Annotated in this window: 21 protein-coding genes; 12 read left to right on the top strand and 9 right to left on the bottom strand. The window is 71.4% G+C overall.

Features of this window, described 5'->3' with window-relative positions; genetic code table 11:
* Positions 1 to 5: 5 nt before the first annotated feature.
* Positions 6 to 944 (bottom strand): DMT family transporter, encoded by a 939-nt coding sequence (locus OG289_RS11410; RefSeq protein WP_327313897.1) that lies wholly within the window; start codon positions 942 to 944, stop codon positions 6 to 8.
* On the opposite strand from OG289_RS11410, the gene OG289_RS11405 reads away from it, so the two are divergent.
* From OG289_RS11405 to OG289_RS11395, 3 genes are all read left to right on the top strand, one after another.
* Positions 943 to 2,436 (top strand): aminotransferase-like domain-containing protein, encoded by a 1,494-nt coding sequence (locus OG289_RS11405; protein WP_327313896.1) that lies wholly within the window; start codon positions 943 to 945, stop codon positions 2,434 to 2,436. The genes OG289_RS11410 and OG289_RS11405 overlap by 2 nt on opposite strands.
* 18 nt (positions 2,437 to 2,454) lie before the next feature.
* Positions 2,455 to 2,889, top strand: a complete 435-nt coding sequence (locus OG289_RS11400; protein WP_327313895.1) for a GNAT family N-acetyltransferase — start codon at positions 2,455 to 2,457, stop codon at positions 2,887 to 2,889.
* A gap of 97 nt (positions 2,890 to 2,986) precedes the next feature.
* On the top strand, positions 2,987 to 3,580 hold the full coding sequence (locus OG289_RS11395; protein ID WP_327313894.1) for a histidine phosphatase family protein: 594 nt from the start codon (positions 2,987 to 2,989) through the stop codon (positions 3,578 to 3,580).
* Here OG289_RS11395 and OG289_RS11390 read toward each other — a convergent pair.
* Positions 3,562 to 4,005, bottom strand: coding sequence for a DUF6314 family protein (locus OG289_RS11390; protein WP_327313893.1), 444 nt, complete (start codon positions 4,003 to 4,005; stop codon positions 3,562 to 3,564). The genes OG289_RS11395 and OG289_RS11390 overlap by 19 nt on opposite strands.
* 148 nt (positions 4,006 to 4,153) lie before the next feature.
* Here OG289_RS11390 and OG289_RS11385 point away from each other — a divergent pair, with 148 nt between their 5' ends.
* From OG289_RS11385 to OG289_RS11355, 7 genes are all read left to right on the top strand, one after another.
* Positions 4,154 to 6,643, top strand: coding sequence for an alpha-L-arabinofuranosidase C-terminal domain-containing protein (locus tag OG289_RS11385; RefSeq protein WP_327313892.1), 2,490 nt, complete (start codon positions 4,154 to 4,156; stop codon positions 6,641 to 6,643).
* A 261-nt stretch (positions 6,644 to 6,904) separates the two neighbouring features.
* A complete protein-coding gene (locus OG289_RS11380; RefSeq protein ID WP_327320644.1) occupies positions 6,905 to 9,535 on the top strand; it encodes a YfhO family protein in 2,631 nt (876 codons plus the stop codon).
* Between the two features lie 46 nt (positions 9,536 to 9,581).
* Positions 9,582 to 10,610, top strand: a complete 1,029-nt coding sequence (argC, locus tag OG289_RS11375; RefSeq protein WP_327313891.1) for an N-acetyl-gamma-glutamyl-phosphate reductase — start codon at positions 9,582 to 9,584, stop codon at positions 10,608 to 10,610.
* Positions 10,607 to 11,785: a bifunctional glutamate N-acetyltransferase/amino-acid acetyltransferase ArgJ gene (gene argJ, locus OG289_RS11370; protein WP_327313890.1), complete on the top strand. Its 1,179-nt coding sequence runs from the start codon at positions 10,607 to 10,609 to the stop codon at positions 11,783 to 11,785. The genes argC and argJ overlap by 4 nt, the downstream gene beginning before the upstream one ends.
* Positions 11,782 to 12,690 (top strand): acetylglutamate kinase, encoded by a 909-nt coding sequence (gene argB, locus OG289_RS11365; RefSeq protein WP_327313889.1) that lies wholly within the window; start codon positions 11,782 to 11,784, stop codon positions 12,688 to 12,690. The genes argJ and argB overlap by 4 nt, the downstream gene beginning before the upstream one ends.
* Positions 12,687 to 13,880 carry an acetylornithine transaminase gene (locus OG289_RS11360; protein WP_327313888.1) on the top strand — a complete coding sequence of 398 codons (1,194 nt, stop codon included), beginning with the start codon at positions 12,687 to 12,689 and terminating at the stop codon, positions 13,878 to 13,880. The genes argB and OG289_RS11360 overlap by 4 nt, the downstream gene beginning before the upstream one ends.
* A 7-nt stretch (positions 13,881 to 13,887) precedes the next feature.
* Positions 13,888 to 14,433, top strand: coding sequence for an arginine repressor (locus tag OG289_RS11355; protein ID WP_327313887.1), 546 nt, complete (start codon positions 13,888 to 13,890; stop codon positions 14,431 to 14,433).
* Positions 14,434 to 14,672: 239 nt separating this feature from the next.
* Here the strand turns inward: OG289_RS11355 and OG289_RS11350 are convergent, their stop codons facing one another.
* From OG289_RS11350 to OG289_RS11320, 7 genes are all read right to left on the bottom strand, one after another.
* A complete protein-coding gene (locus OG289_RS11350; RefSeq protein ID WP_442819077.1) occupies positions 14,673 to 15,410 on the bottom strand; it encodes an FAD:protein FMN transferase in 738 nt (245 codons plus the stop codon).
* A gap of 55 nt (positions 15,411 to 15,465) precedes the next feature.
* Positions 15,466 to 16,593 (bottom strand): FMN-binding protein, encoded by a 1,128-nt coding sequence (locus tag OG289_RS11345; protein WP_327313885.1) that lies wholly within the window; start codon positions 16,591 to 16,593, stop codon positions 15,466 to 15,468.
* 56 nt (positions 16,594 to 16,649) lie between these two features.
* Entirely contained in the window at positions 16,650 to 18,032 is a 1,383-nt protein-coding gene (locus tag OG289_RS11340; protein ID WP_327313884.1) for a ferredoxin reductase family protein, read from the bottom strand.
* Between the two features lie 158 nt (positions 18,033 to 18,190).
* Positions 18,191 to 18,922 (bottom strand): L,D-transpeptidase family protein, encoded by a 732-nt coding sequence (locus tag OG289_RS11335; protein WP_327313883.1) that lies wholly within the window; start codon positions 18,920 to 18,922, stop codon positions 18,191 to 18,193.
* A gap of 95 nt (positions 18,923 to 19,017) precedes the next feature.
* Complete coding sequence (locus OG289_RS11330; protein WP_327313882.1) at positions 19,018 to 20,718, bottom strand: peroxidase family protein; 1,701 nt, start codon at positions 20,716 to 20,718, stop codon at positions 19,018 to 19,020.
* 141 nt (positions 20,719 to 20,859) lie between these two features.
* A complete protein-coding gene (locus OG289_RS11325; RefSeq protein WP_327313881.1) occupies positions 20,860 to 21,441 on the bottom strand; it encodes a pyridoxamine 5'-phosphate oxidase family protein in 582 nt (193 codons plus the stop codon).
* A 159-nt stretch (positions 21,442 to 21,600) separates the two neighbouring features.
* The gene (locus OG289_RS11320) at positions 21,601 to 22,476 is read right to left on the bottom strand and encodes a hypothetical protein (RefSeq protein ID WP_327313880.1); all 876 of its coding nucleotides are present in this window, start codon (positions 22,474 to 22,476) and stop codon (positions 21,601 to 21,603) included.
* A gap of 225 nt (positions 22,477 to 22,701) precedes the next feature.
* Here OG289_RS11320 and OG289_RS11315 point away from each other — a divergent pair, with 225 nt between their 5' ends.
* Both OG289_RS11315 and argH read left to right on the top strand, forming a co-directional pair.
* Positions 22,702 to 23,904: an argininosuccinate synthase gene (locus OG289_RS11315; RefSeq protein ID WP_327313879.1), complete on the top strand. Its 1,203-nt coding sequence runs from the start codon at positions 22,702 to 22,704 to the stop codon at positions 23,902 to 23,904.
* 41 nt (positions 23,905 to 23,945) lie between these two features.
* The gene (gene argH / locus OG289_RS11310; RefSeq protein ID WP_327313878.1) at positions 23,946 to 25,379 is read left to right on the top strand and encodes an argininosuccinate lyase; all 1,434 of its coding nucleotides are present in this window, start codon (positions 23,946 to 23,948) and stop codon (positions 25,377 to 25,379) included.
* Positions 25,380 to 25,528 lie beyond the last annotated feature (149 nt).

The raw sequence follows: 25,528 nt of genomic DNA, 5'->3' as shown, positions 1-25,528 counted from the left end.
CGGATCTAGCCGCGCACCCGCTGCGTGACGGCGATGCAGATGAGCACGGCCGCGGCCGTCAGCGGAGCGGCGGGCGTAAGGTGCTCGCCCAGCAGCAGCACCGACCACACCAGTGTGAGCAGGGGCTGGGCCAACTGCAACTGGCTGGCCTTGGGAATGCCGATCGCCGCCATGCCCCGGTACCAGACGACCAGGCCGAGGAACTGTGAGCCCGCCGCCACCCACAGCAGCCCGGCCACGCTGTGCGCGGTCAGCCGGACGGGTTCGTGGGCCAGGGCGAGGGCGGCGGCGGGGACGGACAGCGGCAGGCAGAACACCAGCGCCCAGCCGATGACCTGCCAGCCGGGCACGACCCGGGCGAGCCGGCCGCCCTCGGTGTAGCCGGCCGCGCACACCAGCAGCGCCCCGAACAGGTACAGGTCGGCGGTGGTCAGGGCGCCGCCGCTCTGCTGCACGGTGAACGCCACCACGGCGCCCGCGCCGGCCAGGGCCGCCGCCCAGAAGGTGCGGGAGGGGCGGGTGCCCATGCGCAGGGCGGACAGCAGCGCGGTCGTCAACGGCAGCAGGCCGACCACGACGGCGGCGTGCGAGGTGGTGGACGTCCGCAGCGCGAGTGTGGTGAGCAGCGGGAAGCCGACGACGACCCCGGCGGCCACGACGGCGAGCCCCGCCCAGTGCCGCCGTGCGGGCAGCGGCACACGGAGGGCGAGCAGACACGCGCCGGCGATCAGCGCGGCCAGGACGCTGCGCACGGCCACCAGCGACCAAGGGCCGAAGCCCTCCAGTCCCCATGCGGTGGCGGGGAAGGTGAGGGAGAACGCGACGACGCCGAGGGCGGCCAGAAGGGTGCCGAGGCCACTGGGCTGGGGCGCGATGTCCGGGACGGCGGCGGGGGTGCTGACCGCTATCGCGGGCCGGGTAGTAGCGCTACTCTGTGTCTTCATGCAAGAGCGTAGCAGTGTGGGTGAGCTGGCGGATCAGCTACGTCGGGAGTTCGACCGCTACTCTCCCGGTGGAAAGCTCCCGTCGAGCCGGGCCCTGGTCGAACGGTTCCGGGTGAGCCCCGTGACGGTCTCGCGAGCGCTGGCGCAGCTCGCCGCCGAGGGGCTGGTGGTCACCCGGCCCGGCGCGGGCGCCTTCCGGGCCCGGCCGTCGCGGACGACCGCCACCCCGGCCGGCGACACCTCCTGGCAGGAGGTCGCGCTCAGCGCGGACGGCGCCTCCGACCTCGTCCCCCGCTCCGTGGACGCCTCCGGTGTCACGGTGTCGCTGGCCGCCCCGCCGCCCGGCGTGGTCGAGTTCAACGGCGGCTATCTGCACCCCTCGCTCCAGCCGGAGCGGGCGATGGCCGCGGCCCTGGCGCGAGCCGGGCGGCGGCCCGGAGCCTGGGGACGCCCGCCCATGGAAGGGCTGCCGGAGCTGCGCGAGTGGTTCGCGCGGACCATCGGCGGCTCCGTCACCGCGGCCGAGGTACTGGTCGGCGCGGGCGGCCAGGCCGCCCTCACCACCGCCCTGCGCGCCCTCGCCCCGCCCGGCGCGCCGGTGCTCGTCGAGTCGCCCACCTACCCCGGCATGCTCGCCATCGCCCGATCGGCGGGACTGCGACCGGTCCCGGTCCCGGTCGATCCGGACGGCGTGAAGCCGGAGCTGCTCGCCGACGCGTTCCGGGCGACCGGCGCCCGGGTGTTCGTCTGCCAGCCGCTGTTCCAGAACCCGACCGGCGCCGTCCTCGCCGCCGGCCGGCGCGCGGAGGTGCTGCGCATCGCGCGGGAGGCGGGCGCGTTCGTCGTCGAGGACGACTTCGTGCGGCGGCTCGCGCACGAGGACGCCGGACCGCTGCCCCGCCCGCTCGCCGCCGACGACCCCGACGGCGTCGTCGTCCACGTCGGCTCGCTCACCAAGGCGACCTCCCCGAGCTTCCGGGTCAGCGCCCTGGCCGCCCGCGGCCCGGTCCTGGAACGGCTGCGGGCCATCCAGGTCGTCGACACCTTCTTCGTGCCCCGCCCGCTCCAGGAGGCGGCGCTCGAACTCGTCGGCTCGCCCGCCTGGCCACGTCATCTGCGGACCGTCGCCGCCGAGTTGCGGGCCCGGCGGGACGCGATGACCTCCGCGCTGCGGCTGCGGCTGCCCGAACTCGCCCTCCCGCACATCCCGTCCGGCGGCTACCACCTGTGGCTGCGGCTGCCCGACGGGACGGGAGGCACCTCCCAGGCTTTCGGCTCCCAAGGAGAGAGCGCGTTCACCTCCGCCGCCCTGCGGGCGGGCGTCGCACTCACCCCGGGCCGTCCCTACTTCAGCGCCGAACCCCCGGCCGCCCACGTGCGGTTGAGCTTCGCGGCCGTCGCCGGGACGGAGGAGATCGCGGAGGGGGTACGGCGGCTGCGGGCGGCGTGCGACGAGGTGTTTCCCGGAAACGGTTCGACACGGCGCCCGTGATGTTGTGAGGATCCCCGCATGAACGACACCCCGCTCCTCGCCGAGGGCTACGAGATCTCCGCCGACCCCGCCCGTGTCGATGCCGAGCGGGTGCACCGCTGGCTGTCCACGGACGCGTACTGGGCGATCGGGCGCGAGCGGGCGAAGCAGGACCGGGCGATCGCCGGTTCGCTGAACTTCGGCGTCTACGACACGGCATCGGGGGAGCAGGTCGCCTACGCGCGGGTCGTCACGGACCTCGCGACCTTCGCGTGGCTGTGCGACGTGTACGTGGACCCGGCGGCGCGGGGCAAGGGCATCGGCACCGCTCTCGTCGCCGCCGTACGCGACCACCTGCGGCCGCACGGGCTGCGCCGCGTCCTGCTGGCCACGCACGACGCGCACGGGGTGTACGAACAGGTCGGCTTCGCCGCGCTGGAGAAGCCGGACCAGTGGATGGCGCTCGTTTTCTAGCGACTTGTCCGGCAGGGCCCAACTCGCCGGTAAGAATTCCCGGATCCGTCGGCCGACATCCCTTGACCTGCGTAGTTGCGCGGCTCACCATCACCGCATGCCACTTCGGGTCACGTTCGTCGCCGCCGCTCGCAGCTCCTCGCTGCTCGCGGAACGCTTCGAGGACGACCGGCCGCTGGACCAGGCGGGCTGGAGCGAGGTGCTGGGCGCGGCCGCCGATCTGCTGCCGCTCGCGGCGGCCGAGCTGCGCTACTGCTCGCCGACCCCGCGCAGCCGCGCCACCGGGGACGCGCTCGGCTACGCCCCGCTCGTGCAGCTCGCGCTGCGGGACTGCGACATGGGCCGCTGGCGCGGGTTCACGCTGGGCGAGGCGATGGCCCGTGAGCCGGGGGCCGTGGACAGCTGGCTCGCCGACCCGCTCGCCACCCCGCACGGCGGCGAATCGCTGCTGGCGTTCATCTCACGGGTCGGCGGCTGGCTCGACACGCGGCCGGTGGAGGACGGCGGACGCGTCGTCGCCGTCGCCGAGCCGAGCGTGATCCGCGCCGCCCTGGTGTACGTGCTCAAGGCGCCCCCTTCGACGTACTGGAACATCGATGTGCGCCCGCTGTCCACGACGACCGTCACCGGCCGGGCCGGTCGCTGGAACCTGCGTCTCGAAGGGGCCCCGGCTCAGCCCACCCGCGCGTAGTCGGTGGTGAGCAGCAGGTCCTTGGCCGGGCCGGCCACGCGCCAGACCGTCCGCCAGTGGTCCGCGTCCCGGACGGTGAACTCGCCCCGGTAGAGGTCCGCGGAGCAGGGGTGGTCGGCCACGTGCCGTCCGCTCGTCAGGTCCAGGTCGTGGAAGGGGCGGCCGTCGGCGAACCGGACGTCCGCGGTGCCGGGCGTCGGCCCCGGCAGGAAGCGCAGGGTGCGCTCGGCGGGCCGGGCGACGCCGAGCCAGACGAACGTGCCGGACTCCTCGTGCAGCAGCCCACTCCTCTTCAACGGGCTGAACCTGGTGATCCCGTCGAAGCGGCCCTCGTCCCCGCCGGCCCGGTCCCGCACCGACCGCTCCACATGCCAGCTCCCCGCGAGGTACGCCAGTACGTCCGGCACTGGCCGGAACTCGCCCATCCGGTGCCGCCCTCCGTCACATCCGTTGCTGCACGCCCCATTGACGCGCCTGGGCCCCCTCCCTATCTTGCCGTTCGAAGTGCTGATCATCGTCCGATATATCGAACAACTGGCATACAACTCGCACCTCTGAGCCGCGGAGTTACTCATGTCACGCAGCACCACCCGCACCCGTTGGAGAATCGGTCTCACCGCGACCGCCCTCCTGGCGGCCACCGTCCTCGTCCCCGCACCCGCGCACGCCGAGGCCGTGACCGACTACGCCATCACCGTCGACCCCACCGCCAAGGGCGCGAAGATCGACGACACGATGTACGGCGTCTTCTTCGAGGACATCAACCGGGCGGCCGACGGCGGCCTGTACGCCGAGCTCGTGCAGAACCGATCCTTCGAGTACTCCACCGTCGACAACCGGTCGTACACCCCGCTGACCTCCTGGACGGTCGACGGCACGGCGCAGGTCCTGGACGACTCGGGCCGCCTGGGCGACCGCAACCGCAACTACCTCTCCCTGGGCGCCGGTTCGTCCGTGACCAACGCCGGCTACAACACCGGTGTCCGGGTCGAGCAGGGCAAGAAGTACGACTTCTCGGTGTGGGCCCGCGCCGGGAGCGGCGCCACCTTGACGGTCTCGCTGCAGGACGCCGACGGCGCCCTGGCCACCGCCCGTACGGTGGCCGTGAAGGCGGGCGGCTGGACGAAGTACAAGGCCACCTTCACCGCCACCCGGACCAGCAGCAACGGCCGTCTGGGCGTGGCCTCCTCGGCGGCGACCGCCCTCGACATGGTGTCCCTGTTCCCCCGTGACACCTACAGGAGCGAGCCCAACGGCCTGCGCAAGGACCTCGCCCAGAAGGTCGCCGCCCTGCACCCGGGCTTCGTGCGCTTCCCCGGCGGCTGCCTGGTCAACACCGGCTCCATGCAGGACTACAGCGAGGCCTCCGGCTATCAGCGTGCCCGCTCCTACCAGTGGAAGGACACCATCGGGCCCGTAGAGGAGCGCGCCACCAACTCCAACTTCTGGGGCTACAACCAGAGTTACGGCCTCGGCTACTACGAGTACTTCCGCTTCGCCGAGGACATCGGCGCGATGCCGCTGCCCGTGGTCCCCGCCCTGGTGACCGGCTGCGGCCAGAACAAGGCCGTGGTCGACGACGCACTGCTCCAGCGCCACATCCAGGACACCCTGGACCTCATCGAGTTCGCCAACGGCCCGGTCACCTCGACCTGGGGCAAGAAGCGCGCGCAGATGGGCCACCCCAGGCCCTTCCACCTCACCCACCTCGAGGTCGGCAACGAGGAGAACCTCCCGCTTGAGTTCTTCGCCCGCTTCAAGCAGTTCCGCGCCGCGATCGAGGCCAAGTACCCGGACGTCACCGTCATCTCCAACTCCGGCCCGGACGACGCCGGTTCGACCTTCGACACGGCCTGGCAGCTCAACAAGGACGCCAAGGTCGACATGGTCGACGAGCACTACTACAACAGCCCGCAGTGGTTCCTGCAGAACAACAGCCGCTACGACTCCTACGACCGCAGCGGCCCCAAGGTCTTCCTCGGCGAATACGCCTCCCAGGGCAACGCCTTCAAGAACGGCCTCTCCGAAGCCGCGTTCATGACCGGCCTGGAACGCAACGCGGACGTCGTCGAACTCGCCTCCTACGCCCCGCTGTTCGCCAACGAGGACTACGTCCAGTGGCGCCCGGACCTCGTGTGGTTCAACAACCACGCCTCCTGGAACTCGGCCAACTACGAGGTCCAGAAGCTGTTCATGACCAACGTCGGCGACCGCGTCGTGCCGTCGACCGCCACCGGGACACCGTCCCTCCAGGGCCCGATCACCGGCGCCGTCGGCCTGTCGACCTGGGCGACCGGCGCGGCGTACGACGACGTGAAGGTGACCGACGCGGACGGCTCCCCGCTGCTGAGCGACGACTTCTCCGGCGACGCCACGAAGTGGACGCACACCGGTGGCGGCAGCTGGTCGCTCCAGGACGGGCAGTACGTGCAGACCGACACCGCCGCCGAGAACACCATGGTCTCGGCCGGTGACCCGAACTGGCACGACTACGACCTGCATGTGAAGGCCACCAAGAAGTCCGGCAAGGAGGGCTTCCTCGTCGCCTTCGGCGTCAAGGACACCGGCAACTACTACTGGTGGAACCTGGGCGGCTGGAACAACACCCAGTCCGCCGTCGAACAGGCCGTGGACGGCGGCAAGTCGACGCTGATCTCCAAGGCGGGGAGCGTGGAGACGGGCCGCGCCTACGACGTCGACGTCCATGTGCGCGGCCGCCAGGTCACCCTCTACCTCGACGGCCAGGAGTGGGGCAGCTTCACCGACGACAAGCCGGCCGAGCCGTTCCGCCAGGTCGCCACCTTGGACAAGAAGACCGGCGACCTGATCGTGAAGGTCGTCAACGCCCAGTCCACGGAAGCCCGTACGGCGATCGACCTCGGCGGCGCCAAGGTCGCGTCCAGGGCGAAGGTGACCACGCTGGCCGCCGCGCCGGACGCGGTCAACACCGAGACCGCGACCCCGGTCGCGCCGGTGACCTCCACCTTCACCGGAGTCGCCGGCAAGTTCACCTACACCTTCCCGGCGAACTCGATCACCTTCCTGCGGATCGAACAGCGGTAGGCCGGTTCACCTACGGGACCACTTCTGTTCGCCCGGGGACACCCAACCAACCGGAAGGGCCGGCCGTCTAAGTCGGCGAATCAACGCCGGTGCGGGGGAGGTGTCCCCGGGAGAACGCCGGCCCGTGCCGCTTCTCCGGGGGGCCTGTCCGACGTGGATCGCTCGACCCTGCACCAGGACGTCCCCTCGGACCCGGCCCCGGCACCGCCGCCGGGGAACCCCCCGTCGGGCCGGGCACCCCGCCGCCCGGCGTGGCTCCGGCTGCCCCGCCCGACGACCGAGCCGCGGCAGGCCGCCGCCCTGCTCGCGGCGGTGATCACCGTCACCGCCTTCTGCGCCGCCGACGCCGTCGCCCGCAGCTACCCCTTCGGCCCCCGCACCCGGAGCGTCAACGACCTGGGCAACCAGTACGTGCCGTTCCACGCCCACCTGTGGGACCTGCTGCACGGACGGGCCGACGGCGGGCTCCTCGTCAACTGGCAGTCCGGATACGGCGCCAGTTTCCTCCCCGACCTCGGCACCTATCTCACCAGCCCGTTCGCCCTGCTCGTGGCCGTGTTCCCGCGGGACGGGATCGACCTCGCGGTGTATGTGATCACCGTGCTGAAGGTGGCGTGCGCGGGCGCCGCCATGGCCTGGCTGCTGCTGCGCCTGGGCCCAGGGCGCTGGTGGGCGGCGGGACTGCTGGGAACGTCGTACGCCCTGTGCGGCTGGACCGTGGCGAGCGCCGTGTACAACCTCATGTGGCTCGACGGCCTCATCGCCCTGCCGCTGCTGTGCCTGGTCGGCGAAAGGGCGCTCACCGGACGGCGGCCGTTCCTCGGTGTGGCGGTCGTCGCGGCGGCCTGGATCGCCAACTTCTACACGGCGTACATGGCCACCCTCGCCGCCGGACTCGTCCTGCTGCTGCGGCTGTACCTGTCCGGTCTCCCGCGTCGGCAGGTCCTCGCCGCGGCGGGCCGCGCCGGTACGACCGTCGCCCTCGGTACGGGGCTGGCCGCACCGCTGGTGACGGTCGTGTACTTCGGCACCACCCACGCCTCGCCGGGCCGATTCAGGGACTTCACGCCGGTGCCGACACAGGACCTGCTGGCCCGCCTGCTGCCGACGACGTACAGCTTCGGATCGCCCGCCCTCTACGTGGGTACCACGGCGCTGCTGCTGGCCCTGGCCCTGCCCTTCCACCGGGCGGCTCCCGGGCGGGTGCGCGCCGCGTGGACGCTGCTGGTGGCCGCGATGACGCTGTCGATGCAGTGGGGCCCGACCCAGCTGTTCTGGCACGCCTTCACCCCGCCGCAGGGCAGTTCGTACCGCGAGGCCTTCGTGCTGTGCGCGCTGCTGGTGATCGCGGCGTGGACCTCGCTCTCGTACGGCCCGCCCGACCGGCGCGCGCTGTGCGCGGCGGGCGCGCTGTACGCGGTGATCGTCGGCATGGCGAGCCGGAGCGATCTGGTGCGCTCCGTCGCCTGGCCGGTGCTCCTGGTCGCCGCCGTGGGCGCGCTGGGCGGGCTGGCCCTGCTCGGCCGCACGGACGGCGGGCGTCCCATGCGGCCCGTGCGTCCCGTCGGCAACGGGCGCCGCACCGTGCCGGCCGTTCTCGCCGTGGTGCTGCTCATCGGTACGCAGCTCGGCGAGGCGACCGCCACCTCCGCCGTGGCCACCCGGCTGCGGCTCGGGCACATGGACGACTACGCGCCCTGGGGGGACCGGCAGGAGCAGCAGGCGGAGGCGGTCGCGCAGGCCGACGGCTGGCCTCGGTACCGCACCGACCCGGGCCGGGAGCAGACCGTGGGCAACGACCCGCTGCTGGTGGGCGGCCAGGGCGCCCAGTACTACAGCAGCCACACCTCCGACGTGCTGTTCCGCACGCTCACCGCCCTCGGGGGCGGCTGGACCTCGGGGGGCCGCAGCCTGCAGAGCCTGGACAACGCCGTCACCGACGTGATCTTCTCCGTCGGCGCCCGGGTGCACTCCCCGGCGGACCCGCACCAGAACTGGTTCCCGCAGGACGGCAGCGGCGTGACCGTGTCCCGCCAGGACGTGCCGCCCCTGGTCACGGTGCGACCGCCGGGCACCTCCGCGCACACGGCCGTCTCCGCCTTCGGGCCTTCGCCGTACCGCAACCAGGAGCTGCTGCTGGGCGCCCGTGTCTACACGGTGCCCCGCCTGACGGTGCGCACCCCCGCCGGGACGGCGCCCGAGCGCGGCAAGGGCGACACGCCGGGCGTGCGCCTCGATGCTCTCGACCGGCGGACCGCCGAGGCAAGGCCGACGATCACGGCCGAGTGCGCGGCCGGCAGCGAGGTGTACTTGTGGGCGCCGCACTTCGCGGGCACCGCGCGGCTCACCGGTGACTCCGCGGGCGGTCCGACCGGACGGTTCCGGTCCGATCCCGTCTCCAAGATCGCCGCCATGGAGCCGCTCGGTACGGTCCCGGCTTCCGGGAGCGTGCGGATCGAGCTGTCCCCCGACCGGCCGAGCACCGTCCCGGACGGCGCGGTCGGCTGCCTGGACACCGCCCGGCTGCGCGCCGCCACCGAACGGCTCAAGGCCACCGGCGCCACCAAGGTGACCGTGGACGACGACACCATCCGCGCCGAGATCCCGGCCGGCACCCTGGGAACCGCCGTCGTCGCGGCCCCCCGGATCGCCGGCTGGCGCTGCGCGGTGGACGACGACATCGCCGTACCCGCCGGTGAGTACTACGGGCTGATCGCGGTGTCTCTCGACGGCTCCGCGACCAGTGTCACCTGTACGTTCCACCCGCCGGGGCTGCGGTTGGGTGCGGTGGTCGGGGGTATGTCACTCGTGGCCGTGATCGCGCTCGGCACGTACACCGCGGTCCGCCGACGGCGTGCCACGGCACTCACCGGCCCAGAGCGGATTGTATAAACGTGCATAGCGACGTATAGTCATGCCATCCAAGAGGAGGGTGGACATGGCGGTACGTGCGGCGGTGGCCGGAGCGAGCGGGTACGCGGGCGGAGAGGCGCTGCGCCTGCTCCTCACCCACCCCGAGATCGAGATCGGCGCCCTGACCGGCAATTCCAACGCGGGCCAGAAGCTGGGCACGCTCCAGCCGCACCTGCTGCCGCTGGCCGGCCGGGTGCTCCAGGAGACCACCCCCGAGGTCCTCGCCGGACACGACGTCGTCTTCCTCGCCCTCCCGCACGGCCAGTCCGCCGCCGTCGCCGAGCAGCTCGGCCCGGACGTCCTCGTCGTCGACATGGGCGCCGACTTCCGGCTGAAGGACGCGGCCGACTGGGAGCGGTTCTACGGCTCCGCGCACGCCGGGACCTGGCCCTACGGCCTCCCCGAACTGCCGGGCGGCCGCGCCGCGCTGGAGGGGTCCAAGCGCATCGCGGTCCCCGGCTGCTACCCCACGGCCGTCTCGCTGGCCCTGTTCCCCGCGTACGCCGCCGGACTCGCCGAGAACGAGGCCGTGATCGTCGCCGCCTCCGGCACCTCCGGCGCCGGCAAGGCGCCCAAGACGCACCTGCTGGGCTCGGAGGTCATGGGCTCCATGTCCCCGTACGGCGTGGGCGGCGGCCACCGGCACACCCCCGAGATGATCCAGAACCTCAGCGCGGCGGCAGGGGAGCCGGTCACCGTCTCCTTCACGCCGACCCTCGCGCCGATGTCCCGCGGCATCCTCGCCACGTGCAGCGCCAAGGCGAAGCCCGGTGTCACCGCCGAGTCCGTCCGCGCCGCCTACGAGAAGGCCTTCGCCGACGAGCCCTTCGTCCACCTGCTGCCGGAGGGCCAGTGGCCCGCCACGGCGTCCGTCCACGGTTCCAACGCCGTTCAGGTGCAGGTCGTTTGCGACGAGGCCGCGGGCCGCATCATCGCGATCAGCGCCATCGACAACCTGACCAAGGGCACCGCGGGCGGCGCCCTCCAGAGCATGAACATCGCCCTCGGACTCGACGAGACCACCGGGCTTTCCACGATCGGAGTCGCACCGTGAGCGTCACGGCAGCCAAGGGATTCACGGCGGCCGGCATCGCCGCCGGGATCAAGGAGAACGGCAACCCGGACCTGGCCCTGGTGGTCAACAACGGGCCCCGTCTGTCCGCCGCGGGCGTCTTCACCTCCAACCGTGTGAAGGCCGCGCCGGTCCTGTGGTCCGAGCAGGTCCTGAAGAGCGGCGAGTTGACCGCCGTCGTCCTCAACTCCGGCGGCGCCAACGCCTGTACGGGGCCGAAGGGCTTCCAGGACACGCACGCGACCGCGGAGAAGGTGGCCGAGTCCCTCAACAGGGCGGGGCTCGACGAGACGGGTGGCCACGCCGCCGGCATGATCGCGGTGTGCTCGACCGGTCTCATCGGTGTGCTCCTGCCGATGGACAAGCTGCTGCGGGGCGTCGACAAGGCCGTCGCCCAACTCAGCCCGCACGGCGGTGAGAAGGCCGCCATCGCCATCAAGACCACCGACACCGTCCACAAGACGTCCGTCGTCACGAAGGACGGCTGGACCGTCGGCGGCATGGCCAAGGGCGCGGGCATGCTCGCCCCCGGCCTCGCCACCATGCTGGTCGTCCTCACCACCGACGCCGACCTCGACAGCGCGACCCTGGACCGGGCGCTGCGCGCCGCCACCAAGGTCACCTTCGACCGGGTCGACTCCGACGGCTGCATGTCCACCAACGACACCGTGCTGCTGCTGGCCTCCGGCGCCTGCGAAGTCACCCCGGAGTACGCGGAGTTCGCGGAGGCCGTGCGACAGGTCTGCGACGACCTCGGCCAGCAGCTGATCCGGGACGCCGAGGGCGCCGGCAAGGACATCAAGGTCGAGGTCGTGAACGCGGCGAGCGAGGACGACGCCGTCGAGGTGGGCCGCTCCATCGCCCGCAACAACCTCCTCAAGTGCGCTATCCACGGCGAGGACCCCAACTGGGGCCGCGTGCTCTCCGCGATCGGCACGACGAAGGCCGCCTTCGAGCCCGACCGGCTCAACGTCGCCATCAACGGCGTCTGGGTGTGCAAGAACGGCAGCGTCGGCGAGGACCGGGAGAAGGTCGACATGCGCTACCGCGAGGTGCACATCGTCGCCGACCTGGCCGCGGGCTCCGAGACGGCCACCATCTGGACCAACGACCTCACCGCCGACTACGTCCACGAGAACAGCGCGTACTCCTCATGAGCACTACTCGCAAACACACCGCGCTCCCCAAGGCCCAGATCCTCATCGAGGCGCTGCCCTGGCTGACCCGGCACAACGGCAAGACGGTCGTCATCAAGTTCGGCGGCAACGCCATGATCGACGAGGATCTGAAGGCCGCGTTCGCGCAGGACGTCGTCTTCCTGCACCACGCCGGCCTCAAGCCCGTCGTCGTGCACGGCGGCGGCCCGCAGATCAGCGCCGCGCTCGACCGGCACGGCATCGTCAGCGAGTTCAAGGCCGGCCTGCGCGTCACCACCGAGGACGCCATGGACGTCGTACGGATGGTGCTCGCCGGGCAGGTCCAGCGCGAACTGGTCGGGCTGCTCAACCAGCACGGCCCGCTCGCGGTCGGGCTGACCGGCGAGGACGCGCACACCATCACCGCCACCCGGCACCAGCCCGAGATCGACGGCGAGTTGATCGACATCGGGCGGGTGGGCGAGATCACCGCGATCGACACGGGTGCCATCGAGGCACTGCTCGCCGACGGCCGCATCCCGGTCGTCTCCTCGATCGCCCGCAGCCAGGACGACGGACATGTCTACAACGTCAATGCTGATACGGCGGCTGCGGCACTCGCTGCTGCTCTGGGCGCCGAAACCCTCATGGTCCTCACGGACGTCGAGGGCCTCTACGAGGACTGGCCCAACTCCGACGAGGTGATCAGCCGCCTCACCGCTTCCCAACTGGAGAAGCTGCTGCCGGAGTTGAGCTCCGGCATGGTCCCGAAGATGGAGGGCTGCCTGCACGCCGTGCGAGGGGGCGTGAACACGGCCCGGGTCATCGACGGCCGGGTCCAGCACTCGATCCTGCTGGAGATCTTCACCGACGAGGGCATCGGCACGATGGTCGTGCCCGACGAGCCAATGGGGGAGTCGTCATGAGCAACCAGGAACTGACCGCGCGGTGGCAGACCGCGCTCATGAACAACTACGGCACCCCACTGCTGCCCCTGGTGCGCGGCGCGGGCAGCCGGGTCTGGGACGCCGACGGCAAGGAGTACCTCGACTTCGTCGGCGGCATCGCCGTCAACGCGCTCGGGCACGCCCACCCGGCCGTCGTCGACGCCGTGAGCCGGCAGATCGGCTCCCTCGGCCACATCTCCAACTTCTTCATGGCGGAGCCGACCGTCACGCTCGCCGAACGGCTGCTCCAGCACTTCGGCCGGGACGGCAGGGTCTTCTTCTGCAACTCGGGCGCCGAGGCCAACGAGGCCGCCTTCAAGATCGGCCGGCTGACCGGCCGGACGCACGTCGTCGCCACCGAGGGCGCCTTCCACGGCCGGACCATGGGAGCCCTCGCGCTCACCGGCCAGCCCGGCAAGCGGGACCCGTTCCTGCCGCTGCCCGGAGAGGTCACCCATGTGCCGTTCGGCGACGCCCAGGCGCTGGCCGCCGCGGTCACCGAGGACACGGCGCTCGTCATCCTCGAGCCCGTCCAGGGCGAGCTCGGCGTCGTCGTGCCGCCCGTCGGCTACCTCAAGGCCGCCCGCGCGATCACCGCCGCGACCGGCGCGCTGCTGGTCCTGGACGAGGTGCAGACCGGCATCGGCCGCACCGGGCACTGGTTCGAGTACCAGGCCCACGAGGGCGTCCTGCCCGACGTCGTGACGCTGGCCAAGGGCCTCGGCGGCGGGCTGCCGCTGGGCGCGACCGTCGCCTTCGGCCGGGCCGCCGAGCTGCTCCAGCCCGGCCACCACGGCACCACCTTCGGCGGCAACCCGGTCGCCTGCGCCGCCGGACTCGCCGTGCTCGACACCATCGAGAACGAGGGGTTGCTGGAGAACGTCAAACGGCAGAGCGAGAAGTTGCGGGACGGAATCGAGGGTGCGGGCCACCCGTTGATCGATTATGTCCGGGGAGCGGGCCTCCTCCTGGGTATCGTGCTCACCGAGCCCCTCGCGCCCCAGGTGCGCGCGGCGGCTCAGGAGGCCGGATTCCTGGTGAACGTGCCCGCCCCCGACGTCGTCCGGCTGATGCCGCCGCTGAACCTCGGCGACGACGAGGTGGAGGCGTTCCTCGAGGCGCTGCCCGGCATCCTCGACGCAGCCAACGGGGACGGATCCGGAGAATGAGACGACGATGAGTCAGGCGCAGGACCATGAGCAGGCCGGGGTCAACGGGCCCGCCGTGCCGCAGACCCGCACCGCGCGTCACCGCCGGATCGTGGACATCCTCAACCGGCAACCGGTGCGGTCGCAGAGCCAGTTGGCGAAGCTGCTGGCCGACGACGGGCTGAGCGTCACCCAGGCGACGCTGTCGCGGGACCTGGACGAGCTGAACGCGGTGAAGATCCGCAACAACGACGGCGACCTGATCTACGCGGTGCCCAGTGAGGGGGGTTTCCGGACCCCTCGGGTGCCGCTGGGGGAGTCGGCGAAGGAGGAGCGGATGCGGCGGCTGTCGCAGGAGCTGCTGATCTCCGCGGAGGCTTCCGCCAACCTCGTGGTCCTGCGCACCCCGCCGGGGGCCGCGCAGTTCCTGGCCTCGGCGATCGACCAGGCCGAGCTGCACGACATCCTGGGGACCATCGCCGGTGACGACACGTTGCTGCTGATCAGCCGGGAGCCGACGGGTGGACAGGCGCTGGCGGACCATCTGCTGCGGCTGGCTCAGAACGGTCACTGAGAGGGGCGGCCGAGGGTGATCGCCGACTGCGGGTCGGTGGGGGCCGGCCGCGCAGTTCCCCGCACCCCTGGGGAGCTGCAGTCACGCGCGCTCCATCAGCCGCCCTCGTGGCTGTGGGCCGTCGTGCCTCCCCCAGTGCTCAAGGGCCTGGGTGGTACCCCCAGGGCGGCTCCCGACCCACAGAAGGCGGCGTTCGGTCAGCGCCGGGCTGCGCCACCCACCCCCCGGCCGGTCGCAGCTCAGCCGAGCCGTCTCGCCAACCCGCCGGTGCACCGCACCTCGTCGCCCGCGGTGATGAGCAGTGCCTCCACGTCGGGCAGCGACTCCAGCCATGCCAGCGCCTCCCGCGAGCCCATCGCGAACGCGGCCGTCGCCCAGCAGTCCGCCCAGGTCAGACGGGGGGAGACCACCGTGACGGCCACAAGATCCGTCACCGCGGAGCGGCCCGTGCGCGGGTCGACGATATGCGCGCCCCGCTCCGCCGTCCCGGACGTCGCCACCGCCAGCTCGTCCGCCCCGGCCGCCGACACCACCGCCGCCAGCCCGCCCGGCCGCAGGGGATCGGACACCCCGACCCGCCACGGCCGCTCCGGCCCGGGCACGCCCAGCAACTGCACGTCCCCACCGCCGTTGACGCTGACTCCGCTCACTCCCGCCGCCGCGACCAGCCGGGCCGCGCGCTCGGCGGCCCAGCCCTTCACGATGCCGGTCGGGTCGAGCCGGCCCTGGTAGCGCATGCTGAACCAGCCGTCGCTCACCCGCTCCGCCTCGGCGCCCAGCTCCAGCACCTCGGCCACCTCGGGATCGCACTCCTCGACGGTCAGCTCGCCTCGCACCAGCCGGGAGACCTGGCTGTCCTCGCGATAGGTGCTGAACACCTCGTTCACCCGGTGCAGCGAGGCGATCGCCTCCTCCAGCGCCGCCCGCACCGCCCCGGCCTCCCCGCCGCGGATGTCGAAGGAGAAGACGGTCCCCATGACCTCTTCCGCGTGCCGCACCACGGCGGGAGCCTGCGCCGACTCGGCCACCGTCTCAGCCACCAGCCTGGTCCAGCGCCGACTGCAGTGACTTCTTGTAGCCCTCGCTGGTGTAGGTGGCGCCGGACACCGAGTCGATGTCCGCGCTGCCGGCCGCGACCGCCTCCTGGTTGAGCTTGGGCACGGACAGTTCGGTCTTCTGGGAGCTGGTCCCGCCCGAGGGTGCCTGGACGGCCTCCGCCTTGGTGATCTTCCCACCGGCGACGGTGATCCGGACCTGGACCGGACCGTACTGCGTCTGCTGGACGCTGCCGGTGACGGTCTTGGCCTGAGCGGCGCCCGAGGAGGAGCCCGATCCGGACGACCCCGATCCGGACGACCCCGACCCGGACGACCCCGACCCGGACGACGAACCCGCGCCCGCCTTCGCCTTGTCCAGCGCCGACTGCAGGGACTTCTTGTAGCCCTCGCTGGTGTAGGTGGCGCTGGACACCGAGTCGATGTCCGCGCTGCCGGCCGCGACCGCCTCCTGGTTGAGCTTGGGCACGGACAGTTCGGTCTTCTGGTCGCTGGTGCCGCCCTTGGGCGCCTGTACGGCCTCCGCCTTGGTGATCTTCCCGCCCGCGACGGTGATCCGCACCTGGACGTTGCCGTACTGCGTCTGGACCGCGTCCCCGGTGAAGGTGCCGGAGGCCTGCGCGCTGCCGGACCCGGACCCCTGGGAGGCCCCCGCGCTCGCGTTCGCCTTGTCGATCGCCGACTGCAGGGACTTCTTGTAGCCCTCGCTGGTGTACGTGGCGCCCGACACGGTGTCGATGTCCGGGCTCTGCTTGGCGACCACGTCGGCGTTGAGCTTCGGGACGGCCAGCGCGGTCTTCTGGTCGCTGGTGCCGCCCTTGGGCGCCTGGACGGCCTCCGCCTTGGTGATCTTGTTGTTGACGACGGTGATGCGGACCTGGACGTTGCCGTACTGCGTGGTGACCGCGTCCCCGGTCATCGTCCCCGTCACGGGTGCCCCGGCCCCGCCCTGGGCCGCTTCCTGCGCCGTCGCGCCCGAACCCGAGCCCGCCGCCTGCGCGGAGGCCGGGTCGGAGGACGGCTTCAGCGACAGCAGCAGCACGATCCCGGACACGGTGGCGGCGGTGGCCAGCACGACGCGCCGAAGAGGGTGGCTCTTCCTCATCTCTTCCTGAGCTCCTGATTCCCGTTGGTGGCGAGGTTCCCGTAAGTGCGGGTCGCTCACATCTCGAACGACTCGTGATGGATACGGCGGGCGGGGACCCCGGCGCCGCGCAGTGCCTCGTACACCCCTTGGGCGAAGCCGTTCGGTCCGCACATGAAGACGTCGTGGCTGTCGATGTCGGGGATCTTCCGCTGCAGGGACTCCGCCGAGATGTCGGGGCGCTCCCCGTCGGGGCTGTTGACGGCGTACATCAGCCGCGCCCCGCGCTCGTCGGCGATCTTCGCCAGCTCGTCCCACAGCGCCAGGTCCTGGGTGCTGTTGGCCCGGTAGAGGAGGGTGATGTCACCGGCCGCGCCCGGCAGCGTCTCGAACAGCGCCCGCATCGGTGTGATGCCGACCCCGCCGGCCACCAGCAGCACCTTGCCGCGGCTGCGCCGGGACGCCGTCATCGCGCCGTACGGGCCCTCGGCCCACACCTTCGTGCCGGGCCGCAGCTCACGCAGCGCCGCGCTGTGGTCGCCGATCGCCTTGACGGTGATCCGCATCAGCTCCGGGCGGGGCGCCGCGGACAGCGAGTACGGGTGGGAGCTGAACCGCATCCCGGGCGCCAGGAACCGCCACCGGAAGAACTGGCCGGCCTCCGCGCCCATCCGGTGCAGCTTGCGCCCACCGATCAGGACGGACACGATGCCGGGCGTCTCCTCGATGACCGCCTCGACGTACAGGCGGTGTCGCAGGTTCAGCCGCAGCGGGGTGACGATGCGGTACCAGACGACCAGCGCGGTGACCGACCCGTACAGCACGTACCAGGCGGTCTTCGCGGTCGGCTCGATCGCGAAGTCGTTGCCGGTGGTGATCTGGTGCCAGAACGTCAGGAACACGGCCCCGTACGTCAACAGGTGGATGTGGTACCAGGTGTCGTACGGCATCCGGCGCCGCACCGGACCGACCGACACCAGGCCGATGAGCAGGAACAAGCCGGTGCCGATGGCGGCCTTGCCCATGTCCGGCAGCTGGTTGACGGAGTCGATCGTCTGCTGGACGATGTCGCCGAGCGACTTGCCGGCCTGTAGCGCGTACCCCCACATGGTGAGGAAAACGTGCGCGAAGACCAGGCAGAGCGTGTACCGGCCGCTCATCGCGTGCCAGCGTGCGACCCGGTCCGAGCCCACCCGCCGCTCCAGCGCCGGCACCCGTGCCATCTGGAGCACGACGAGTGCCATCAGGTACCCGGCGAGCAGGCCGGTGATGCGTCCCGCGTTGAGGATCTTGCTGTTGGTGTCCGCGATGTTCGGCGTGTTGGCCCACCACAGCCACAGCACGCCCGCCGCGCCCGCCCATACGGCGAGCAGCAACGGGACGGCCGGGGATCGGCGCGGGCGGATGCGGCGCATCGTCTGGCGGCGGGCGGCACGTCCGCCTGCGATCGTGGTGGTCACGGTTCCTCCGTGGGGACTTGACCCTTGACCCACAGATACGGGCCGCAGCCGCGGAGTGTTCAGCCGTTCACCGAGACCGTCCAGTACGGTCGAAACCCGAAGTGACCGCCGATAACCCCTGCCCGGGCCGCGTGCACGTCCTTTGGGGGTGCGGTCGCTCAATACCGGCTGATCGCCGTCGGGCCGTCGGCCGTGCCGATCGCGATGTGCGGCCGCTCCCACGGCCGGGCCCACGCCAGTATCCGGCGCATCGCCCCCACCGGCACCGACACACAACCGGCCGTCGCCCCGCGCCCGTCGACATGCAGGAAGATCCCCGCACCGCGCCCCCGCACCGGCTCGCCGTAGTTGAACCCGATGACCAGTGCGTACGCGTACTGCGTCCGGTACGTGACCAGGTGCTCGGACTCGGCGGCGCGGCAGTCGGCCGGCCGTGGCTCGGTCCACCGGTTGTAGGCACGGGAGTCGTTGTCCTGACACCACCAGGAGTCCCGGCGCACGGGACGGTACGGGTACGACGTCCCGCTCGGCGCCGGCTGGACGCCGAAGGCGAACGGGAGGCCGTACAGGCCGGTGGGCGTCGTGTTCGTGCCCTGCCGTCGCGAGGCCCCCTCGACCAGGCCGTTCGCGCCGAACCGGGCCGGTGTGGAACCGGCCGCCGCCCACCGCCCGTCCCGCAGGTCCCACCAGGTGAGCGTGCCCGAGGTGGCGTCGGCCTCCCGGGCCACGGCGGTGATCAACTGCGTGCCGCCGCCGGTGTCCGCCATCCGCGCGGGCAGCGGCGGGTGGGCGCCGGTACCCGGAGCCGCACCGAGCAGGAGGAGGGAGGCGCAGACGAGGGCGGTGGCGGGGACACGAGGGGCCACACGAGGGACGACACGAGGGCGCATGATCCAGACGCTAGAGGGGGGAGGCGGCACCGGCACCCCGGAGTGGGCCGACCGTGCGGGGCGCCGCCTCCCCCAGGACCTGTCCCGCCGGCCGGTCAGGTCACCGGACCCAGCGGGTTGAGCTGGTCCGCCCGGCCCTCGAAGGCGTACAGCAGCAGGTCGGTCATCTCGAAGACGTCGTTCGCGTTGCGGTCCTCGACCGGGCTGAGGAAGGGACGCCAGAAGGGATCGCGCACGATCGAGTGCCGGCTGCCCTCCATGGCCCGGTGGAACACCTCGGCGACGATGCGGCCGCCGACGCCGGTCAGCTTCCCGCCGCCCTTCACCTCGGACTCGCGCAGGACGTAGAACCACAGCGGGGCGTGCTTGGCGACCGCGTCCGCGAGCTCGGACGAGAGCTGCGCCCCGCCGCCCTGCGTGAAGTCGGCCTTGGTGAGCGGCTCCACGTCGACCTTCCGGTCGATGAAGTACTCGGCCATCTGCTGTCCCGTCGCGAGCCGCAGCATCGAGGCTCGGGTGAGGTTGCGGAAGGCGAGGTTCAGCTCGATCTCCGGGGGCGCCGGCCGGCCTCGGCCGCCGAAGGAACCGAGCGGCAGGTTGGCGAGCGGATTGACGAGCAGGGTGTCGATGCGCTTGGCGAGGTTGAACTGGGCCTCGGGCACCTGGAGTTCGGGCCGTTCCGGTACCGCCTCCTGGAAGGCGAACAGCCGCCGGAAGTCGGCGATCCAGTTGGTGGGCAGGCGCTCGAAATCGCCCGCCTCCGGGTCCGCCGGGTCGGCGGGAGGCGGGGAGAGGATGCCACTGGTGCCGCTGAACCGGAACAGCAGCTCCAACGTGCCGCGGCCCTGGTCGAAGACCCGGTTCCAGTTGTAGCGGCCCCGGACCATGCTGTGGCCCAGCCGGTAGGCGCCGACGGAGAACTCGATCGGCATGGTCGGCAGGTCGTGCTCACCGGGCGCCGGCTCGAACACCCGGCGGCCGTTGTCGAACACGTCCTCGACGATCTCGGGGTCGACGATCCTGCGCAGGAAGTCGTGGCGCAGCATCCACTGATAGTGCTTGACGACCGTCTCGCGCGCCGACTCGAACAGGACCGCGCTCGACACGCCCTTGCCGACGAGGTCGGCCACCACCCGGTTGTGGAACCGGATGAAGGCGGTGTGGATCTGGGCGACGATCAGGTTCTCGTCGTTGCGCGGGTCCGGGATCAGTGCCCGGCGCCGCTCGGACTTCAGCGAGCCCGAGCCCGCCCGGGGCAGGTCGAACCCGGCGGGGGGCCGGCCCACGATGGAGGGGTCGTTCGGCACACCCTGGGTCGTCCCGGTCTTCAGCCTGATCCCGTCGTCCTCGTAGAAGCGGCGGTCGAAGCGGTGGTCGGGCCCGAGGCCGTAGAGGGAGTCGAGGTCGAGGGCCGGAGAGCGCCCCTGCAGGAGCTGGCGGACGGTGATCTCGTCCTCCAGGCGCACCGCGGTGGCGTCCAGCGTGAGGTCGTGGTCCACGAACTGGCCGAGGTAGGTGAACCCCGACGGGACTCCCGGCTGGTCGGGCTGGTCCCGCTCGGGGTCCGTCATCGCCCTGGCCAGTTCGGTGCGGGCGTTCCGGTCGAGCTGCTGGGCCGGCCTGGAGTGGGGGCCGAGCCGGGAGAAGCGGAACTTGCGCAGGTCCGCCACGGTCGAGGCGGTCAGCGGCTCCGCCGGCCGGCCGTCCCGGGACTCGGCGAGGATGCCCTCGCCGACGACGTAGAAGGAGGAGCGGACATGGCGTTTGCTCTGTGGTTCGCGTGCGGGTCGGAACATGAATCCCCCATGTGTTCACACCTGCGCGAGAGCGCGCACGTGTGAGCCCACGCTAGGGGACGAGGATCGCGGAAGGGTGAATTCCGTCAAATGCCCCAAGAGGCCCAATAATTGACTGTCTTTACATAGAGCATATGTGCGTCAAATCGGACGAAGCGGCAATGGCAGTCCGGGCAGCCCGTCCAGGCTCGTGGCGACGTGCTCCTTGTGTGCGAAGTACGCGTTGAGCGACGCGTCGTCCTCCCGCGCGAACCGCTGCGCGTGCAGCGGGCGGTCCTCGTCGTACGTCATGAAGGGCACCGCGAACCCGCAGGTGTCCCGGACGAGTTCGGCGTGCACGACGATGATCGCGCGCAGCCCGTGCGGGGTCGGGTCGATGTCGGCGAAGTGGGCGAGGAGCTCCCGGAAGCGGGGGTCGTCACGGAAGACGGGCTCGCCGCGGCCGTGCACCCGCACGATGTTGGGCGGTCCCTGGAAGGCGCACCACATCAGCGTGATCCGGCCGTTCTCCCTCAGGTGCGCGATGGTCTCCGCGTTGGAGCCGGCGAAGTCGAGGTAGGCCACGGTGTGCTCGTCGAGCACGGCGAACGAGCCCTTGAGGCCCTTGGGGGAGAGGTTGACCGTCCCGTCGCCGGACAGGGGTGCGGTCGCGGTGAAGAACAGGGGCTGCTCCTCGATGAACTTACGGAGCCGTCCGTCGATGCACTCGTAGGTCTTTCCCATGTCTGACGATGATCCGGGAAAACCTTTCGCCTGTCTAAGGAAATACGCGATTCTCTTTGTGGATGCGCGGGCACCCGCGGTGGGGTGCGGGTGCGGGCGCGTACGCCACAGCGGCCGCCCCGGCCGGCGCTTCTCGGGGCGGCCACCGTGCCTGTCACGTCACTTGTTCAACGTGCAGGCGGCCAGGGCGTCGAGGCCCTGCGGCTTGGTGCCCTTGCGGCCGATCGAGATGGCGATGCGGTCGATCGTGGACACGCGCTTGTCCTTCAGCGGGCCGAGGATCGCGTTCTGCACGAAGTTGGCACCACCCTGGCCGACCGTGTTCTGGAGCCGGGTGTTGGCCTCGTCGATCTGCGTCTGGAGCAGGGCCAGGTTGCGGTCGACCTCGGCCTGCGCGGTGGCGGGGATCGCGGGCAGCTGCGAGGCGACGTCCGGGCAGCTGATCGTGCCGACGCCGGCCGCGTCGCCCGCCGCGGCGTCCCCGGCGGCCGGCGTGGTGGCCGCTTCGCTCGGCGTCGCCTCGGCCGCGTCGCCCGCGCCCGCTTCCGCGCCGGCGCCCGCCTCGGAGCCGGTGTCGGCGACGCCGCCGGCGTTGAGGGTGCACGGTGCGAGCGCGTCGAGGCCCTGCGGCTTGGTGCCCTTGCGGCCGATCGAGATGGCGATGCGGTCGATCGTGGACACGCGCTTGTCCTTCAGCGGGCCGAGGATCGCGTTCTGCACGAAGTTCGCACCGCCCTGGCCCACCGTGTCGACGAGCCGCTTGTTGGCCTCGTCGATCTGCGTCTGGAGCAGGGCCAGGTTGCGGTCGACCTCGGCCTGCGCGGTGGCGGGGATCGCGGGCAGCTGCGAGGCCACGTCCGGGCACGTGATGGTGCCGGGGCTGGCGAGGGTCTTGGCGTTGGTCGTGCTGCCGCTGTTGGACGACTCCCCGGCGAGGGCCTGGTTCACGACCACCGCACCGGTCAGGGCCAGAGCGGCGGCGCCGCCGATGATCGCCACGCGACGCTTGTTGTACTTGGGAAGAGCCCTGGACATGGGGATGCCTCACTTGGGTCAGGAGTGGTTGACAAACGCGGCGCCAGCGTCGGTGTGAAGTACGGGTAAGCGGTTGCCGTTGTTCAAAGCACCTTCAAAAAGTTCTCCGGGCCGGGAACCGGGCAGCGAGCCGGGCGGGCGGCCCCATCGTGCCGGATTGACGAATCATGCATAACTCTGCATACTCATGCAGGAAGGTCGGTGAACGCACTGCGAGGAGGAACCGTGACCGAGCGCGTCGTACTCGCCTACTCGGGCGGTCTGGACACCTCCGTCGCCATCGGCTGGATCGCCGAGGAGACGGGCGCCGAGGTCATCGCGGTCGCGGTGGACGTCGGCCAGGGTGGCGAGGACCTGGACGTCATCCGCAAGCGCGCCCTCGCGTGCGGCGCGGTGGAGGCCGAAGTGGCCGACGCCAAGGACGAGTTCGCCGACGAGTACTGCCTCCCGGCGATCAAGGCCAACGCCCTCTACATGGACCGCTATCCGCTGGTCTCCGCGCTCTCCCGGCCGACGATCGTCAAGCACCTCGTCGCCGCCGCCCGTAAGCACGGCGCCACCACCGTCGCCCACGGCTGCACCGGCAAGGGCAACGACCAGGTCCGCTTCGAGGCAGGCATCGCCGCCCTCGCTCCCGACCTGAAGTGCGTCGCCCCGGTCCGCGACTACGCGATGACCCGGGACAGGGCGATCGCGTTCTGCGAGGCGAAGAGCCTCCCCGTCGCGACCACCAAGAAGTCCCCGTACTCCATCGACCAGAACGTCTTCGGACGCGCCGTGGAGACCGGTTTCCTCGAGGACATCTGGAACGCGCCGATCGAGGACGTCTACGAGTACACCGAGAACCCGGCGGTCCCCCGCGAGGCCGACGAGGTGATCATCACCTTCCGGCAGGGCGTCCCGGTCGCCGTGGACGGCGAGTCCGTCACCGTGCTCCAGGCCGTCCAGCGGCTCAACGCCCGCGCAGGCGCCCAGGGCATCGGCCGCATCGACATGGTCGAGGACCGCCTCGTCGGCATCAAGTCCCGCGAGGTGTACGAGGCCCCGGGCGCGATCGCGCTCATCACGGCCCACCAGGAGCTGGAGAACGTCACCGTCGAGCGCGAACTCGCCCGCTACAAGCGGCAGGTGGAACAGCGCTGGGGCGAGCTGGTCTACGACGGCCAGTGGTTCTCCCCGCTCAGGCGCGCCCTGGACGGCTTCATCGACGAGGCGAACCGGCACGTGAACGGGGACGTCCGCATGACCTTGCACGGCGGTCGCGCGGTCGTGACCGGTCGTCGGTCCGAGTCGTCGCTGTACGACTTCGACCTCGCGACGTACGACACTGGTGACACCTTCGACCAGGCAGCGGCCAAGGGCTTCATCGACATCTACAGTCTGTCGTCGAAGATCGCGGCACAGCGGGACCTGACACAGGGCCCATAAGGTCTGCGGTCACATCCACACCCTCTCTAGGAGCAACGCAAGTGAGCAGCAACAGCGGTGACGTACGGCTCTGGGGCGGCCGTTTCGCCGACGGTCCCGCCGAGGCCCTGGCGAAGCTGTCCGCGTCCGTCCACTTCGACTGGCGGCTCGCGCCCTACGACATCGCCGGTTCACGTGCCCACGCGCGCGTGCTGCACAAGGCGGGCCTGCTCACCGAGGACGAGCTGACCCGGATGACCGCCGGGCTCGACCGGCTGGAGGCGGACGTCGCCGACGGCTCCTTCGTGGGCACGATCGCCGACGAGGACGTCCACACCGCTCTTGAGCGCGGCCTGCTGGAGCGCCTCGGCGCCGACCTCGGCGGCAAGCTGCGCGCGGGCCGCTCCCGCAACGACCAGGTCGCCACCCTCTTCCGGATGTACCTGCGCGACCACGCCCGGATCATCGGCGGGCTGATCGCCGAGCTCCAGGACGCCCTGGTCGGGCTGGCGGAGGCCCACCCGGACGTGGCGATGCCCGGCCGCACCCACCTCCAGCACGCCCAGCCGGTGCTCTTCGCCCACCACGTCCTCGCGCATGTGCAGTCGCTGTCCCGGGACGCCGAGCGGCTGCGCCAGTGGGACGAGCGCACGGCCGTCTCGCCGTACGGCTCGGGCGCGCTCGCGGGCAGCAGCCTCGGTCTGGACCCGGAGGCGGTCGCGAAGGACCTCGGCTTCGAGCACGGCAGCGTCGGCAACTCCATCGACGGCACGGCCTCCCGGGACTTCGTCGCCGAGTTCGCCTTCATCACGGCGATGATCGGCGTGAACCTCTCCAGGATCTCCGAGGAGATCATTATCTGGAACACGAAGGAGTTCTCCTTCGTGACGCTGCACGACGCGTTCTCCACGGGCTCGTCGATCATGCCGCAGAAGAAGAACCCCGACATCGCCGAGCTGGCGCGCGGCAAGTCGGGACGCCTGATCGGCAACCTGACCGGCCTCATGGCCACCCTCAAGGCCCTCCCGCTCGCGTACAACCGTGACCTCCAGGAGGACAAGGAGCCGGTCTTCGACTCCTGCGACCAGCTGGAGGTCCTGCTCCCCGCCTTCACGGGGATGGTCGCCACGCTCACCGTCAACCGCGAGCGCATGGAGGAGCTGGCCCCGGCCGGTTTCTCGCTCGCCACCGACATCGCCGAGTGGCTGGTCAAGCAGGGCGTGCCGTTCCGCGTCGCGCACGAGGTGGCCGGCGAGTGCGTCAAGGTCGCCGAAGCCGAGGGCAAGGAGCTCGACGGCCTCACCGACGAGCAGTTCGCGAAGATCTCCGCCCACCTCACCCCCGAGGTGCGGACCGTGCTCAACGTCCCGGGTGCCCTGGCCTCCCGCGACGGCCGAGGCGGGACGGCCCCGAGCGCGGTGGCCGTCCAGCTGGCGGAGGTCAAGGCGGACGTGGCACGGCAGCACCAATGGGCGGACGCCAAGAAGCAGAGCTGAGGGCAGCGCCCCGAACGGGGCGCGGGAACGGCGCGAAGAGCCACAACGCTCCCGCACCCGCCGAAGAGCCGTACATCCCGAGCTCTCGGGCGCCCTGTCCTCGCCGAAGGTCATCGCGGGTTACGTTGGTCGCACGCCGCACCGGAGCC

The sequence above is a fragment of the Streptomyces sp. NBC_01235 genome (assembly GCF_035989285.1).
Classification (GTDB): Bacteria; Actinomycetota; Actinomycetes; order Streptomycetales; family Streptomycetaceae; genus Streptomyces.
This window is presented reverse-complemented; position numbering and strand designations above follow the sequence as displayed.